The 13,089-nt window shown below is 74.3% G+C and carries 14 protein-coding genes and 1 pseudogene; 11 read left to right on the top strand and 4 right to left on the bottom strand.

What is annotated here, in order from left to right:
* Positions 1–18 precede the first annotated feature (18 nt).
* Entirely contained in the window at positions 19–507 is a 489-nt protein-coding gene (locus tag ACQP04_RS12210) for an Lrp/AsnC family transcriptional regulator (RefSeq protein WP_037041521.1), read from the bottom strand.
* Between the two features lie 127 nt (positions 508–634).
* On the opposite strand from ACQP04_RS12210, the gene ACQP04_RS12215 reads away from it, so the two are divergent.
* The 3 genes from ACQP04_RS12215 to ACQP04_RS12225 are packed head-to-tail and all read left to right on the top strand — an operon-like array spanning position 635 to position 3,313.
* The gene (locus ACQP04_RS12215; RefSeq protein WP_433507161.1) at positions 635–2,944 is read left to right on the top strand and encodes a transketolase-like TK C-terminal-containing protein; all 2,310 of its coding nucleotides are present in this window, start codon (positions 635–637) and stop codon (positions 2,942–2,944) included.
* 41 nt (positions 2,945–2,985) lie between these two features.
* The gene (locus ACQP04_RS12220) at positions 2,986–3,117 is read left to right on the top strand and encodes a hypothetical protein (protein WP_433507162.1); all 132 of its coding nucleotides are present in this window, start codon (positions 2,986–2,988) and stop codon (positions 3,115–3,117) included.
* 10 nt (positions 3,118–3,127) lie between these two features.
* Positions 3,128–3,313, top strand: coding sequence for a hypothetical protein (locus ACQP04_RS12225; protein WP_433507163.1), 186 nt, complete (start codon positions 3,128–3,130; stop codon positions 3,311–3,313).
* 13 nt (positions 3,314–3,326) lie between these two features.
* On the opposite strand, the gene ACQP04_RS12230 is transcribed toward ACQP04_RS12225, so the two are convergent.
* Together ACQP04_RS12230 and ACQP04_RS12235 are read right to left on the bottom strand one after the other, a co-directional pair.
* Positions 3,327–4,208, bottom strand: a complete 882-nt coding sequence (locus ACQP04_RS12230; protein ID WP_433507164.1) for a PP2C family protein-serine/threonine phosphatase — start codon at positions 4,206–4,208, stop codon at positions 3,327–3,329.
* A gap of 185 nt (positions 4,209–4,393) precedes the next feature.
* Positions 4,394–5,332, bottom strand: a complete 939-nt coding sequence (locus ACQP04_RS12235) for a proteasome assembly chaperone family protein (protein WP_433507165.1) — start codon at positions 5,330–5,332, stop codon at positions 4,394–4,396.
* A gap of 259 nt (positions 5,333–5,591) precedes the next feature.
* On the opposite strand from ACQP04_RS12235, the gene ACQP04_RS12240 reads away from it, so the two are divergent.
* From ACQP04_RS12240 to ACQP04_RS12250, 3 genes are all read left to right on the top strand, one after another.
* A complete protein-coding gene (locus ACQP04_RS12240; RefSeq protein ID WP_433507166.1) occupies positions 5,592–6,878 on the top strand; it encodes an MFS transporter in 1,287 nt (428 codons plus the stop codon).
* Between the two features lie 75 nt (positions 6,879–6,953).
* The gene (locus tag ACQP04_RS12245) at positions 6,954–7,910 is read left to right on the top strand and encodes an ATP-binding protein (RefSeq protein ID WP_433507167.1); all 957 of its coding nucleotides are present in this window, start codon (positions 6,954–6,956) and stop codon (positions 7,908–7,910) included.
* A gap of 48 nt (positions 7,911–7,958) precedes the next feature.
* A complete protein-coding gene (locus ACQP04_RS12250; protein ID WP_232875317.1) occupies positions 7,959–8,348 on the top strand; it encodes an SCO5389 family protein in 390 nt (129 codons plus the stop codon).
* 76 nt (positions 8,349–8,424) lie between these two features.
* Here the strand turns inward: ACQP04_RS12250 and ACQP04_RS12255 are convergent, their stop codons facing one another.
* The gene (locus ACQP04_RS12255) at positions 8,425–9,222 is read right to left on the bottom strand and encodes a PadR family transcriptional regulator (protein WP_433507168.1); all 798 of its coding nucleotides are present in this window, start codon (positions 9,220–9,222) and stop codon (positions 8,425–8,427) included.
* A 155-nt stretch (positions 9,223–9,377) separates the two neighbouring features.
* Here ACQP04_RS12255 and ACQP04_RS12260 point away from each other — a divergent pair, with 155 nt between their 5' ends.
* The 5 genes and pseudogenes from ACQP04_RS12260 (at position 9,378) to ACQP04_RS12280 (ending at position 13,080) form a co-directional block, all read left to right on the top strand.
* Positions 9,378–10,298 (top strand): acetaldehyde dehydrogenase (acetylating), encoded by a 921-nt coding sequence (locus tag ACQP04_RS12260; protein WP_433507169.1) that lies wholly within the window; start codon positions 9,378–9,380, stop codon positions 10,296–10,298.
* The gene (gene dmpG, locus ACQP04_RS12265) at positions 10,295–11,320 is read left to right on the top strand and encodes a 4-hydroxy-2-oxovalerate aldolase (protein WP_433507170.1); all 1,026 of its coding nucleotides are present in this window, start codon (positions 10,295–10,297) and stop codon (positions 11,318–11,320) included. The genes ACQP04_RS12260 and dmpG overlap by 4 nt, the downstream gene beginning before the upstream one ends.
* A 178-nt stretch (positions 11,321–11,498) precedes the next feature.
* Positions 11,499–12,241, top strand: a pseudogene (locus ACQP04_RS12270) (aldehyde dehydrogenase family protein); the annotation flags it as partial.
* Positions 12,242–12,444: 203 nt separating this feature from the next.
* Positions 12,445–12,612 carry a hypothetical protein gene (locus ACQP04_RS12275; RefSeq protein WP_156067113.1) on the top strand — a complete coding sequence of 56 codons (168 nt, stop codon included), beginning with the start codon at positions 12,445–12,447 and terminating at the stop codon, positions 12,610–12,612.
* Between the two features lie 81 nt (positions 12,613–12,693).
* Positions 12,694–13,080: a YkvA family protein gene (locus ACQP04_RS12280; RefSeq protein WP_433507171.1), complete on the top strand. Its 387-nt coding sequence runs from the start codon at positions 12,694–12,696 to the stop codon at positions 13,078–13,080.
* Positions 13,081–13,089: the final 9 nt, after the last annotated feature.

Genomic DNA, 13,089 nt, shown 5'->3' on the forward strand with positions numbered 1-13,089 from the left:
CGGCGGGCGTTCCCCCGGTCACCGGGCCCGGGCGACGCGTTCGACCAGCGAGGTGACCCGGTGGTCCACGAGCCGCCGCATGACGAGCGCGGTGGTGGTGCGCTCCACGCCGTCGATCGCGAGCAGCAGGCCGGCGATGCGGTAGAGGTCGTCGGCGTCGCGCGCGACGGCCTGGACCAGCAGGTCGCCCTCACCGGTCATGCCGAGGACCTCGATGACCTCCGGCACCGCGGCGAGCGCGTCGGCGACCGGGTCGAGCTTGCGCTGCACCACCGTGACCGTCACGTAGGCCGTGAGCGGGTAGCCGAGCGCCGCCGGGTCGATCCGCCGCTCGACGCTGCCCAGCACCCCGCTCTCCTCGAGCCGGGTGAGCCGAGCCTGCACCGTGTTGCGGGACAGCCCCGCGCGCTCGGCGAGCGCCAGCGCGGTGCCGCGCGGGTTCTCGGCGAGCGCGAGCAGCAGGCGCGCGTCGATGGCGTCGATCGGGGCCGGCCTGACGGTGTGCACGGTGCTCGCCTCCTCGCGATGTCGGGCCGCCGCCGTGTGCAGGATGCACGCATCCCAGGCCCCGACTTGTGCAGGGAGCGTATCGGTGGTGCGCTCGTCGGGCACCGTGCACGAGAGGAGCCCACCGATGACCGCCGTCTCCGACTCCCGACCCGCCGGCACCGACCGGCTCGCGGTACTGGGGGAGATCGAGCAGCGGGTGCGCTGGCTCTCCACCGCGATCATCGACCACGCCAACCGGGTCCGGCCCAACCCGACGGGGTTGAAGGTGGGCGGGCACCAGGCGTCGTCGGCGTCGATGACCACGCTGATGACGGCGCTGTGGTTCGAGCACCTGCGCTCCGGCGACCGGGTGTCGGTCAAGCCGCACGCCTCGCCGGTGCTGCACGCGATCAACTACCTGCTCGGCGAGCTCGACGAGTCGTACCTGACCACGCTGCGCGCGTTCGGCGGGCTGCAGAGCTACCCGTCACGGTCGAAGGACCCGGACCCGGTCGACTACTCGACGGGCTCGGTCGGCATCGGCGCCACCGCCCCGATCTGGGGTGCGCTGGCCCGCCGGTACATCACCACACTGGGCGAGCAGGCCGGCGCCGGGCGGCAGTACTCGCTGGTCGGCGACGCCGAGCTGGACGAGGGCGCGGTCTGGGAGGCGATCCTCGACCCGATGGTCGCCGAGCTGGGCGAGGTCGTGTGGCTCGTGGACCTGAACCGGCAGAGCCTGGACCGGGTGGTGCCGAACATCGGCGCCCCGCGGCTGCAGGGGATGTTCGCCGCCGCCGGCTGGCAGGTCCTCACGGTCAAGTACGGGCGGCTGCTGCACGAGCTGTTCGAGCGCCCGGGCGGCGAGGCGCTGCGGCGCCGGATCGACGAGATGTCGAACCCGGAGTACCAGCGGCTGCTCCGCTGCACCCCGGCCCAGCTGCGGGAGCGGCTGCCGGACTCGCCCGGGCTGGAGCAGCTCGTCGGCACGCTCGACGACGCCACGCTGCACGCCGCGATCCGCAACCTGGGTGGGCACGACCTGCAGGCCGTCGGCGACGCCTTCGCCCAGATCGACGACACCCGCCCGACCGTCGTGTTCGCCTACACGGTCAAGGGGTTCGGGCTGGCCAGCGAGGGGCACCCGCAGAACCACTCGTCGTTGCTCTCGGCCGGCCAGATCGGCGAGCTGGCGGAGCGCTCGGGCATGACGCTCGACGCCCCGTGGCAGCGCTTCGCCCCCGACACCCCCGCGGGCCGGCTCTGCGCCGAGACCGCCGAGCGGCTGCGCCGCGGCCCGGTCGAGGGGGTGGACGCCCCGGCGCTGCCCACGGACATCGGCCGGACGCCGTCGGGCCGGGCCACCACCCAGGCCGCGCTGGGCCGGGCGCTGCTGGACCTGACCCGGGAGGCGCCCGAGGCGGCCCGGCGGGTGGTCACGCTGTGCCCGGACGTCTCGTCGTCGACCAACCTCGGCGGCTGGGTGAACAAGGTCGGGGTCTGGTCGCCGGCCGAGCGCAAGGACTGGTTCGACGACGACCCGGAGACGATCCTGCACTGGCGGGAGCGGCCGACGGGGCAGCACATCGAGCTCGGCATCGCCGAGGGGAACCTGGTCGGGGCGCTCGGCGAGCTGGGCGCGACCTGGTCCCGGTGGGGGCAGCCGCTGCTGCCGATCGGGGTGCTCTACGACCCGTTCGTCGAGCGCGCGCTCGAGCCGTGGTCGTTCGGGATCTACGCGGGCGGGCAGTCGATCCTGGTCGGCACGCCGTCCGGGGTCTCGCTCGCGCCGGAGGGCGGGGCGCACCAGTCGATCACCACACCGTCGGTGGGACTCGAGCAGCCGGGGTGCGTCACCTACGAGCCGGCCTTCGCGATCGACGTCGAGTGGACCCTGCTGGCGTCGCTGGCCCGGCTCGGCCGCCCGGACGGGACCAGCGCCTACCTGCGGCTGTCCACCCGGCCCGTCGACCAGTCGCTGGCCGCGGTGCCCGCCGACCCGGCGGCCCGGGAGCGGCGTCGCCGGCAGGTCGTGGCGGGCGCGTACCCGCTGCGGACCGGCGAGCAGCCGGCGGTCACGATCGCGGCGATGGGTGCGATGGTGCCCGAGGCGCTGGCCGCCGCCGAGCGGCTGGAGTCGTTGGGCACCCCCGTCGACGTGATCGTGGTGACGAGTCCGGGGCTGCTGTTCGACGCCGTCCAGGCCCGGGCCGGGCACGGCAGCGCCGACACCTGGATACTCGACGCCGCCTTCCCGGCCCGTCGGGCCACCCCGCTGGTGACCCTGCTCGACGGGCACCCGCACACGCTGGCCTTCCTCGCCGGGATCAACCAGGTTCGGGCCACGCACCTCGGCGTGACCCGCTTCGGGCAGTCCGGCGACCTCGACAGCGTGTACCGCTACCACGGGATCGACGCCGACAGCGTCGTCGCCGCGGCCTTGGACCTGCTCTGAGGGGCAGGGTCACCTCCTCCGCCGTGACGCGGTGGAAGATCGTGAGCCCGCCTCCTGGCAGGAACGCCACCCGCGCGATCGCGACGGCGCTCGGCAAGGTCGACGAGGGCGAGAAGCTGATCACGGACACGCAGAACCGGATCGTGGAGGCGCGGACGGCACCGCGGCGCTGATCGGCCGGACTTGTCGTTCCTCGTGGGCCCGACCGACACCGGCGTCCACGCGGTGAACTCGGCCGACGACGTCTCCGCCCGGTTCCTCACCGAGCTCGGCCTCACCCTGTCGCCGGCCACCGCCGGCCTGCCGACGTCGTCGATCCCGGGGCGGGCGCAGGTCGTGCCGCGGCTGGCGGAGGCAGCGGGACGGTGACCACGGTGCGCGGCTAGCGCGCCGCCCACTCCTCCGGGAGCGGGACCACGGTCGCCGACGCGTTGTCGTGGCTGCCCGTGGCGAGCGCGGCGTCGACGAGGTCGCGCGAGGCGCGGGCGGGTGCGCCGGCCCGGCGGACGAGGAAGGCGATCGTCTCCTCGTCGAGCGTGCGGTGCACGCCGTCGCTGACCAGCACGAGTGTGCCCGGCCCGGCGGGACCCCGCGCGTGGCCGACGGTGTCGGGGCCGACGCTGCCCACCGTCGTCATGACGATGTTCTCCCAGGCCGGGACGATCTCCGTGCCGTCCTGGTCCTTGCCGCGGTCGCGGAGCCACTGCGCGACGGTGTGGTCGTGCGTGAGCAGCTCGACGCCGCGGTCGGTCACGAGCAGGGCCCGGCAGTCGCCGACCCAGGACACCGTCCAGCCGCCGCCGGCCAGCCCGGCCGCGACCACCATGACCGCGTCGGCCGCGCCCGGCTCCAGCCGCACCGCGTCGCGCGCGGCGAGCAGTGCGTGCATCGACCCGATCCGCGGGGCCGCGGCGACCGCCACGTCGGCGGCGACCCGGGCGGCCAGCGCGGCGGCGGCGGAGTCGCCGACGCCGTCCGCGACCGCGAGGGCGAGCCCGGAGCCGGCGCCGCGCACGGCGGTGGCGTCGGCGGCGACGCGCCGCAGCCCGCGCACCGAGGCGGACCCGGCGGCCCCGGGCGTGCGGAGGGCCGGTGGCGGCCGGAGGGGCAGGGTGTCGGTCGGGCTGTCGAACCCAGGGTCGAACCCGGTCCCGGACCCGGCACCGGACGGGGCGTCGGACGTGGTGCGCGGCGCCGGGACGCCGGCGGACGCGCCGCGGGGCAGGCGGTCGGTCGGCCGCGCGGGGACAGTCGCCGGGGTCATGCGGACACCTCCCGAGATGGTGGGCGCGGGGCGGGCCGTGAGGGGGGATTCCGGCCGACGCCACCGCGCCGCACCACCGAGAGTCCGCGCCGAACCTGTGGGGCGCCTGTGCGTGGGCTGAGGTGACGGCGTGACCCGCCGCTGTTCTCAGCAGTTCTCAGCTGCGGCGTCCCGGGGGAGGCGGCTCAGCGGCCCGGTTCGCCGCCCTCGCCGAACCCGCCGTCCTTGTCGTCGCCCTGGTCGGCGAGGAAGCGCTCGACCTCGGCGGCCAGCTCGTCCGCGCTGGGCAGGTCCCCGCCGAGCCCGCCGGAGCTGCGCTCGCGACCCGCGGCGACGGCGTCGTACTGCTTCTCCAGCGCCTCGACGACCTCGGCGACCTCGCTCGACCCCGCCACCTGCTCGGCGATCTCGGCGTCCGTGCGCTCGGCGGCCTTCGACAGCTCCTCGGTGGACAGGTAGAGCCCGGTGGCGACGGCGGTGTGGTCGAGCAGGGTGCGCGCGGCCTGCGGGTACTCGGCGCGGGCCAGGTAGTGCGGTACGTGCACGGCGAAGCCCATGGCGTCGATCCCCGCCTCGCCGAGCCGGTACTCGAGCAGCGCGGACGCGCTCCCGGGGACCTGCGCCTCGGCGAACCAGGGCTCGTGACCCTCGACCAGCTCCTTGCGCGAGGCGTGCGCGGTGACCCCGATCGGGCGGGTGTGCGGCACGGCCATCGGGATGCCCTGCAGGGTCACCACGAGCCGGATGTTCAGCCGCTGCACGAGCTGCTCCAGCGCGGCGACGAACCGCTCCCACTGGGTGTCCGGCTCCGGGCCGGCGAGCAGCAGGAACTCGGCCTCGGCGGCGTCGGTGAGGGCGACGACGTCGAGCACCGGGGGCTCGTAGGCGACCCACCGGTCGGTGTCGAAGGTCAGCGGCGGCCGGCGGGAGCGGTAGTCGACGAGCTGGTCGACGTCGAAGGAGGCGAGCGTGCGCGGCTCCTTGCCCTCGCGCAGCGCCTCGACCGCGAGCCGCCCCGCGCCGCCCGCGTCGACGAACCCGTCGAGCACGACCACGAGCACCGACCCGTCGGGGTTGGCGGTCACGCCCTCCTCGACCCGGTACAGCTCCGCGGGATCCAGCACCTGTCGTACCTCCTCGTCGGCGGCCCTTGCGGGCTCCATCCTCGCGTGCAACGCCCGGCCGCCCGCACAGCATCCCCCCATTCGCGTCCGATGTGCCCGCAGGACCCGGTTCGGCCGGGACCCGCACGACGAACGGGCCGATGCACCACGGCCGCGTGTGACCGTCGTGTGATCGCGGTGTGATCCCGCCCGGAGCGGGCGTGACGTCGTCGGCGGACGCGGGCGTGTCGTCGTCCGATGACCGAGGATCTGACGTGTCATGGGGAGCTGGCGCGCGTATCTGGTCTGGTCGACGGGGCTTCTGGCCTATCTCGTGGGCGTCATGCACCGGACGTCGTTCGGTGTGGCCGGGCTCGACGCGGCCGCGCGCTTCGGCGCGACCCCGGCGGTGCTCTCCGGGTTCGTGGTGCTGCAGCTGCTGGTCTACGCGTCGCTGCAGGTCCCCACCGGCGTCCTGCTCGACCGCTTCGGCGCGAAGGCCCTCGTGCTGGCCGGCGCACTGCTGATGGCGGCGGGCCAGGCCACGCTCGCGCTCGCCGCCTCGCTGCCGCTCGCCATCGCCGCGCGGGTGCTGGTCGGGGCCGGCGACGCCTTCACCTTCATCAGCGTGCTGTCCGTGCTCAACGCCTGGTTCCCGGCCCGCCGGGTTCCCGTCCTCACCCAGCTCACCGGCCTGCTCGGGCAGATCGGCCAGGTGCTCTCCGCGGTCCCGCTCGCCGCGATCCTGCACGGCCCGGGGTGGACGCCGGCGTTCCTGGCGGCCGCGGGCCTGGGCGTGCTGTCCGCGCTGGCCGTGCTCGCGGTGTTCCGCGAGAGCCCGCCCGGCGCCCCGGTCCGGCCGGACGCGCCCACCCCGCGCGAGGTGCTCGACGGGCTGCGCTCGTCCTGGCGCGAGCCCGGGACCCGGCTCGGCTTCTTCACGCACATGGGCACGCAGTTCTCGGGGACGGTGTTCGGCCTGCTCTGGGGCGTGCCGTACCTGGTCGCCGGGCAGGGCGTGGGGCAGGGCACGGCGAGCGCGCTGCTGACCCTGCTCGTCGCCGTCGGGATCGTGGCGGGGCCGCTGTTCGGCACGTTCACCGCCCGGCACCCGTTCCGCCGCTCGTACCTGGTCATCGGGGTGATCGCGCTGACCGCGGCCACCTGGACGGTCGTGCTGCTGATCCCGCCGCCCGTGCCGCTGTGGCTGCTGGTCCTGCTGGTCGTCGTGCTGGCGCTGGGGCCGCCCGGGTCGATGGTCGGCTTCGACTACGCGCGCACCTTCAACCCGAGCCGGCGGCAGGGCACGGCCGTGGGGATCGTCAACGTCGGCGGGTTCTCGGCGTCGCTGGTGCTCGCGCTGGTCGTCGGGCTGGTGCTGAGCGTGCTCGGCGGCTACACGCCCGCTGCGTTCCGCGCGGCCTGGGCGGTGCAGTACGTCCTCTGGGCGATCGCCCTGGTGGGGATCGTGGTGATGCGCGCGCGGGCCCGCCGCAACCTCCGCGACGCCGGCACCGTCGTCCCCACCCTGCGCGAGTTCGTCCGCGAACGGCGCGGCCGCGCGTAGGGGACCCCCGAGTCGATCACCCGTTGGTGAACATCGTTACCGTTACCATCCTCGATGACGGAGGGAGCGGGAACGATGCGGATCGCGTTCGTCGGCAAGGGCGGCAGCGGCAAGACGACGACGGCGGCGCTCTTCGCGCGCTACGTAGCGGGCCGGGGCCTGCCGGTCCTGGCGATCGACGCCGACATCAACCAGCACCTCGGCGTCGCGCTGGGGGCCGACCCGGAGGCCGCCCCGCCGCGCGCGCTGGGCAGCGACCTGACCTGGCTGAAGGACCACCTGCGCGCCGCGAACCCGCTGCTGCCCTCGGCCGACGTCATGATCAAGACGACGCCGCCCGGGCCCGGCTCCCGGCTGCTCGACCTCGACCCCGCCGGTGAGCTGCTGCGCCGCTACTCGGCCGAGGTCGGCGGCGTGCGGTACCTGGTGACCGGCGAGTTCGACGAGTCCGACATCGGCGTGTCCTGCTACCACTCGAAGACCGGCGCGGTGGAGCTCTACCTCAACCACCTGGTCGACGGGCCCGGGGAGTACGTCGCGGTCGACATGACCGCCGGCGCCGACGCCTTCGCCTCCGGCCTGTTCACCCGTTTCGACCTCACCGTGCTGGTGTGCGAGCCGACCCGGCGCGGGGTGGGCGTCTACACGCAGTACGCGGCGCACGCGGCCGACCACGGCGTTGCGCTGCGCGTGGTCGGCAACAAGGTCACCGACGCCGAGGACGTCGCCTACCTGCGCGACGAGGTCGGCGACGCGCTGATCGGCTGCTTCTCCCAGTCCGCCTGGGTGCGGGCCGCGGAGCGCGGGCAGGTCCGGCCGGTCGACGCCCTGGAGCCCGCCAACCTCACCGTGCTGGCCCGGATCCTCGCCGACCTCGACGGCCGCACCCGCGACTGGACCGCCTACCACCGCGACACGGTCGAGTTCCACCTGCGCAACGCCCGCGCCTGGGGCAACGGCGCCACCGGCGTGGACCTCGCCGCCCAGGTGGTCCCCGACCTCCCCTACCCCGTGAGCGGCGACTGCCCCTAGAGGGGCAGTCGCCACGCACGACCCCCGTTCACCTGCAGAAAGGAAGCCATGTCCCTCGACGTCCCCACCGCCGTCCTCGAGGCCGCCGAGCGCCGCGAGATGGACGACGCGCAATTCCTCGCCGTCGTCCGCGACTCCCTGCCCTACGCGTGGGAGGTCGTGTCGGCGGCCGCCGCCGACCGCACCGGCGACAAGCCGTTCGGCGAGCACGAGGTCCCGCCGCCGTCGGAGAAGGAGCGCGGCCAGCTGCTGCGCGCGCTCGCGAGCACCTCGATCCGTGGCGCCCTCGAGCGGCACTTCGGCGTGGTCCTGGCCTTCCAGAACTGCCACCGGGTCGCCGCGTTCGCGCCGGCCGCCGTCGACTCCGAGATCTACCGCGAGTTCATCAGCCCGCGCGGGCAGATCCTGAACCAGTCCCCGGAGCTGCGGGACTGCTGACCCCCGGCTGACGCCCGACACGCGAACGGCGCTCTCGCTCACTACTGGTGAGCGGGAGCGCCGTTCGTTCATCGGGTCACTCGGCGAGCAACCGGTAGATCGTCTTGCGGGCCTCGGTGAGGGCCTCGGTGGCCGTCGCGATCTGCTCGGGCGTGCCGGTCGCCATCACCTGCTGGGCGGCGGCGTGCAGCTGCGCGAGCTGCTGCCAGAGGGCGGCGTCGGGGCCGTCCTCCTCCTCGCCGTCGAAGGCGGACCAGACCTTGTCGAGCTCCTCGCGGTGCTCCTCGACGTACGCCGTGCCCGCCTCGGTGAGGTGGACGACGCGGCGGCCGTCGTTCTGCTCCACGCGGACCAGGCCCTCGTCCTCGAGCTGCGACAGGGTGGGGTAGACCGAGCCGGGGCTCGGCTTCCAGCGCCCGCCGGAGCGTTCGGCGATCTCCTGGATGATCTCGTAGCCGTGCCGCGGCTGCTCCGCGACCAGCGCGAGGACCGCCAGCCGGACGTCGCCGCGCCCGCGCCGCCCGCGGCCGCCGGGGCCGCGTCGGCCGGGGCCGAAGCCGCGCCCGAAAGGCCCGCCGGGGCCGAAGCCGGGACCGAAGGGCCCGCCCGGACCGCCGGGGCCGAAGCGCGGGCCGCCGTGCCGGCGACGCAGGCGGTCGGCCCCGTCCTCGGCGTCGATGTTCACGTTCACGTTCACGTCGGGGCCTCCCGGTGCGGTGTCGGCGAAGGGGCCGAACGGCGCGCGGCGGTGCGGACCGCCGCGGCGACCGCGGCCGCGCGGGCCTCGGGAACCGAAGCCGGGTCCGAAGGCCGGGCCGAACCCGCCGAAGCGGGGGCCGAAGGGGGAGTCCCAGGTGGGGTTGTCGGCAGACATGGTGTGTCTCCTTCTCGTCGTGAGCCTCCTTGCTCGGTAGCTCGTGTGCCATCACGATATATCGCTACCTATCGGCGATGCAACCCCGAATTTCCGTTCCGGTGAGGGAAACGCGCGGCTTCCCGCTCACGTGCCCGCACTGCCAGCCTCGTCCCATGAGCCCTGGAACGGTGACGGCGGCGATCGTGGGGCCGGGCAACATCGGCACCGACCTGCTCGCCAAGCTGCGCCGCAGCAGCGTGATCGACGTCCGCTACATGGTCGGGGTGGTGGAGTCCGACGGCCTCGCCCGCGCCCGCGAGCAGGGGATCGCGGCGTCCGCGGAGGGGGTGGACTGGCTGCTGCGGCAGGACCCGCTGCCCGAGATCGTGTTCGAGGCGACCTCGGCGAAGGCCCACGCCGCGAACGCCCCGCGGTACGCCGAGGCGGGTATCCGGGCCGTCGACCTCACCCCGGCCCACCTGGGTCCGATGGTGTGCCCGCCGGTGAACCTGCACGCGCACCTCGACGCGCCGAACGTCTCGATGATCACGTGCGGTGGCCAGGCGACGATCCCGATGGTGCACGCGGTCTCGCGGGTCACCCCGGTGCCCTACGCCGAGATCGTCGCCTCGGTCGCGTCGCGGTCCGCGGGCCCCGGGACCAGGGCGAACATCGACGAGTTCACCCACACCACCGGGCGTGCGGTCGCGGAGGTCGGCGGCGCGGCCCGGGGCAAGGCGATCATCATCCTCAACCCGGTCGAGCCGCCGATGATCATGCGGGACACGGTGTTCTGCATGATCGGCGCAGACGCCGACCGGGCCGCGATCTCCGCGTCGATCCACGAGATGGTCGCCGACGTCCAGCGGTACGTCCCGGGCTACACCCTGCGCGCGGAACCGCAGTTCGACGAGCCCCGCGAGACCTGGGGCGGGCACGCGCGCGTCGCCACGTTCCTCGAGGTCGAGGGCAACGGCGACCACCTCCCGCCCTACGCCGGGAACCTCGACGTCATGACCGCCGCGGCGGCACGCGTGGGCGAACTGGTGGCCCAGCAGAAGATCGAGCAGCAGACGATCGGAGCCCAGGCATGACGCGCCCGCAGCTCGCCCACGACGTCCGGATCGTCGACACCACCCTGCGCGACGGCAGCCACGCCATGGCGCACCAGTTCACCGAGACCCAGGTCCGGGACACCGTCCGCGCGCTCGACGCGGCCGGCGTCGAGGTCATCGAGGTGACCCACGGGGACGGGCTGGGCGGCTCGTCGTTCAACTACGGCTTCTCCCGCACCGACGAGATGCAGCTGATCGCGGCCGCTCGCGAGGAGGCGCAGCGGGCCACGATCGCCGTGCTCCTCGTGCCGGGCATCGGGACCGTGGAGGACCTGCGAAAAGCGCGGGACCACGGCGCCGACATGGTCCGGGTCGCCACCCACTGCACCGAGGCCGACGTCTCGCCCCAGCACTTCGCCGCGGCCCGCGACCTGGGCATGGAGACCGCCGGGTTCCTGATGATGGCGCACCGCACGCCGCCGGAGGACCTGGCCAAGCAGGCCCGGATCATGGTCGACGCCGGCTGCCAGGCCCCCTACTGCACCGACTCGGCGGGCGCGCTGCTCATGCACGAGGCGCGGGCGCGGTTCGAGGCGCTGGTCGCCGAGGTGGGCGACGAGGCCTGGGTCGGCTACCACGGCCACCAGAACCTGTCCTTCGGCGTGGCCAACTCGGTGATCGCCCAGGAGGTCGGCGTCCGGTACATCGACGGCTCGCTCTGCGCGCTCGGCGCGGGCTCGGGCAACAGCCCCACCGAGGTGCTGGCCGCGGTGTTCGACCGGCTCGGCGTGGACACCGGGCTCGACGTCATGGGGCTGCTGCACGCGGCGGAGGACGTGGTCCGCCCGTACCTGACCCGCTGGCCGAAGATGGACCGCAACGCCATCGTGCAGGGTTGGGCCGGGGTGTACTCCAGCTTCCTGCTGCACGCGGAGGCCGCCGCCGAGCGGTACAAGGTGCCGGCCCACGAGATCCTCAGACGCTGCGGCGAGCTCGGCCTGGTCGGCGGCCAGGAGGACATGATCATCGACGTGGCGATCGAGCTGGCGGGGGAGCGGTGAGCACCGTAGGACACGTCATCGACGGCGAGGAGACCGTCGAGGGGGACCGGTTCGAGTCGATCGACCCCTGGACCCGCGCCCGGCTCGCGCCCTCGGAGGCGTACCCGACCGACACCGGGCACCACGCCTACGCCCGGTTCGAGCCGGCCGGCGTGGTCGCGGCCATCGCCCCGTGGGGGTGCTCAACGTCGTCCACGGGTACGGCGCGGGGTCCGGGGGCGAGGCGCTCACCACCGACCCCCGCGTCGACCGGATCACCTTCACCGGCGAGTCCGGCACCAGCCGGGCCATCACCGCGGCGGCGGCGCGCAACCTCATCCCGGTGAGCCTGGAGCTCGGCGGCAAGGGCGCCAACCCGGTCTTCGCCGACGCCGATCTCGACACCGCGGTCGAGTGGTCGATCAAGGCGATCTTCACCAACGCCGGGCAGGTCTGCCTCGCCGGGTCGCGGCTCTACGTCGAGCGCGCGGTCCTCGACGAGTTCACCGCCCGGTTCGTCGCGGCCGCCGAGGCCCTGGTGGTGGGCGACCCGCGGGACTCGGCCACCGGGATCGGCCCGCTCGCCTCGGAGACCCACTGGCGCAAGGTCTGCGGCTACCTCGACGACCCGCGCGGCAAGGTGCTCACCGGCGGCCGCGGCGACGGCTGGGTCGTGCGGCCGACCGTCGTCGCCGACGTCCCGGCCGACGCGCCGCTGCAGGGCGAGGAGGTCTTCGGCCCGGTCGTCACCCTCACACCGTTCGACTCCGAGGCCGAGGCCGTCGGGCTGGCCAACGCCTCGCCTACGGCCTCGACGCGATGGTGTTCACCGAGAACCTCTCGCGGGCGCACCGGGTCTCCGCGGCCCTGCGTGCCGGCACGGTCTGGACGAACTGCTTCTTCGTCCGCGACCTCCGGGCGCCGTTCGGTGGCGTGGGGGACTCCGGGTGGGGACGCGAGGGCGGCACCTTCAGCCGCGAGTTCTTCACCGAGCCCAAGGCCGCGGTGATGGCGATCGGTCCCCAGCCGGTCCCTCTGTCCGGTCTGGCACGATGTGGTATGGATCACCCGTTGACCTCCGCTGGTCCTGTTCGTCCGGTTCGTGAGATCCTGGGGCGGACGTCGCACGCGAGTCGGAGGTGTCCATGCTGCGGGTGCTCGGGGCCGCGCTCCTCGTGGTGCTGGCGTTCACGCTGGCCGGGGCGCTGTACCAGGTGCTGGCGTGGGCCGTCGCGGTCGGTGCGCTCGTGTTCGCCGGGGTCGTGGTGTGGTCGCTGTCGACCCGGGACGGCGAGGGCCGTGTCCGGCGTTGATCGGCGTGACCCGGGCTGCCGGCGTCGCGACCGTCACATTCCGGGCGGAACGCGCCGGGTCCGGCCGGCGTTGAAGCAAACATGACGACCTCCACCGGCTCGCGCTCCTCCGCGGGGCGGCGGGCCGCGCTCCTGACCCTGGCCCGCGTGATCGTGCAGAGCCGCAAGCAGGGTTCGCCCGGCCTCGGCGACCGCGCACGCGCACTTCCTCGCATGGTGACCGGCGCCCTCAGCGGGCGCTCCGGCGTGCTGACCCGCGGTCGGCTCGGCCTGCTGGTCCTGGCGATCGCCTACCTCGTGTCGCCCGTCGACCTCGTGCCCGAGGCGTTGACCTCGGTGTTCGGCCTGGTCGACGACGGCGTCGTAGCCCTCTGGCTCGGCGGCGCGCTGCTCGTCGAGACCCAGCGCTTCCTCGAGTGGGAGCGCGACGGCCGCCCGCAGGTGGTCGACGGCGAGCTGGTCGGGTAGCGCCAGACC

Source organism: Pseudonocardia halophobica (assembly GCF_050948485.1).
In the GTDB taxonomy this organism is placed as follows: domain Bacteria; phylum Actinomycetota; class Actinomycetes; order Mycobacteriales; family Pseudonocardiaceae; genus Pseudonocardia; species Pseudonocardia halophobica.

Coding starts and splice junctions, on each gene's coding strand:
- ACQP04_RS12215 (WP_433507161.1), top strand. CDS start 635: ATGACCGCCGTCTCCGACTCCCGACCCGCCGGCACCGACCGGCTCGCG.
- ACQP04_RS12230 (WP_433507164.1), bottom strand. CDS start 4,208: ATGACCCCGGCGACTGTCCCCGCGCGGCCGACCGACCGCCTGCCCCGC.
- ACQP04_RS12240 (WP_433507166.1), top strand. CDS start 5,592: ATGGGGAGCTGGCGCGCGTATCTGGTCTGGTCGACGGGGCTTCTGGCC.
- ACQP04_RS12245 (WP_433507167.1), top strand. CDS start 6,954: ATGCGGATCGCGTTCGTCGGCAAGGGCGGCAGCGGCAAGACGACGACG.
- ACQP04_RS12250 (WP_232875317.1), top strand. CDS start 7,959: ATGTCCCTCGACGTCCCCACCGCCGTCCTCGAGGCCGCCGAGCGCCGC.
- ACQP04_RS12255 (WP_433507168.1), bottom strand. CDS start 9,222: ATGTCTGCCGACAACCCCACCTGGGACTCCCCCTTCGGCCCCCGCTTC.
- ACQP04_RS12260 (WP_433507169.1), top strand. CDS start 9,378: ATGAGCCCTGGAACGGTGACGGCGGCGATCGTGGGGCCGGGCAACATC.
- dmpG (WP_433507170.1), top strand. CDS start 10,295: ATGACGCGCCCGCAGCTCGCCCACGACGTCCGGATCGTCGACACCACC.
- ACQP04_RS12275 (WP_156067113.1), top strand. CDS start 12,445: ATGCTGCGGGTGCTCGGGGCCGCGCTCCTCGTGGTGCTGGCGTTCACG.
- ACQP04_RS12280 (WP_433507171.1), top strand. CDS start 12,694: ATGACGACCTCCACCGGCTCGCGCTCCTCCGCGGGGCGGCGGGCCGCG.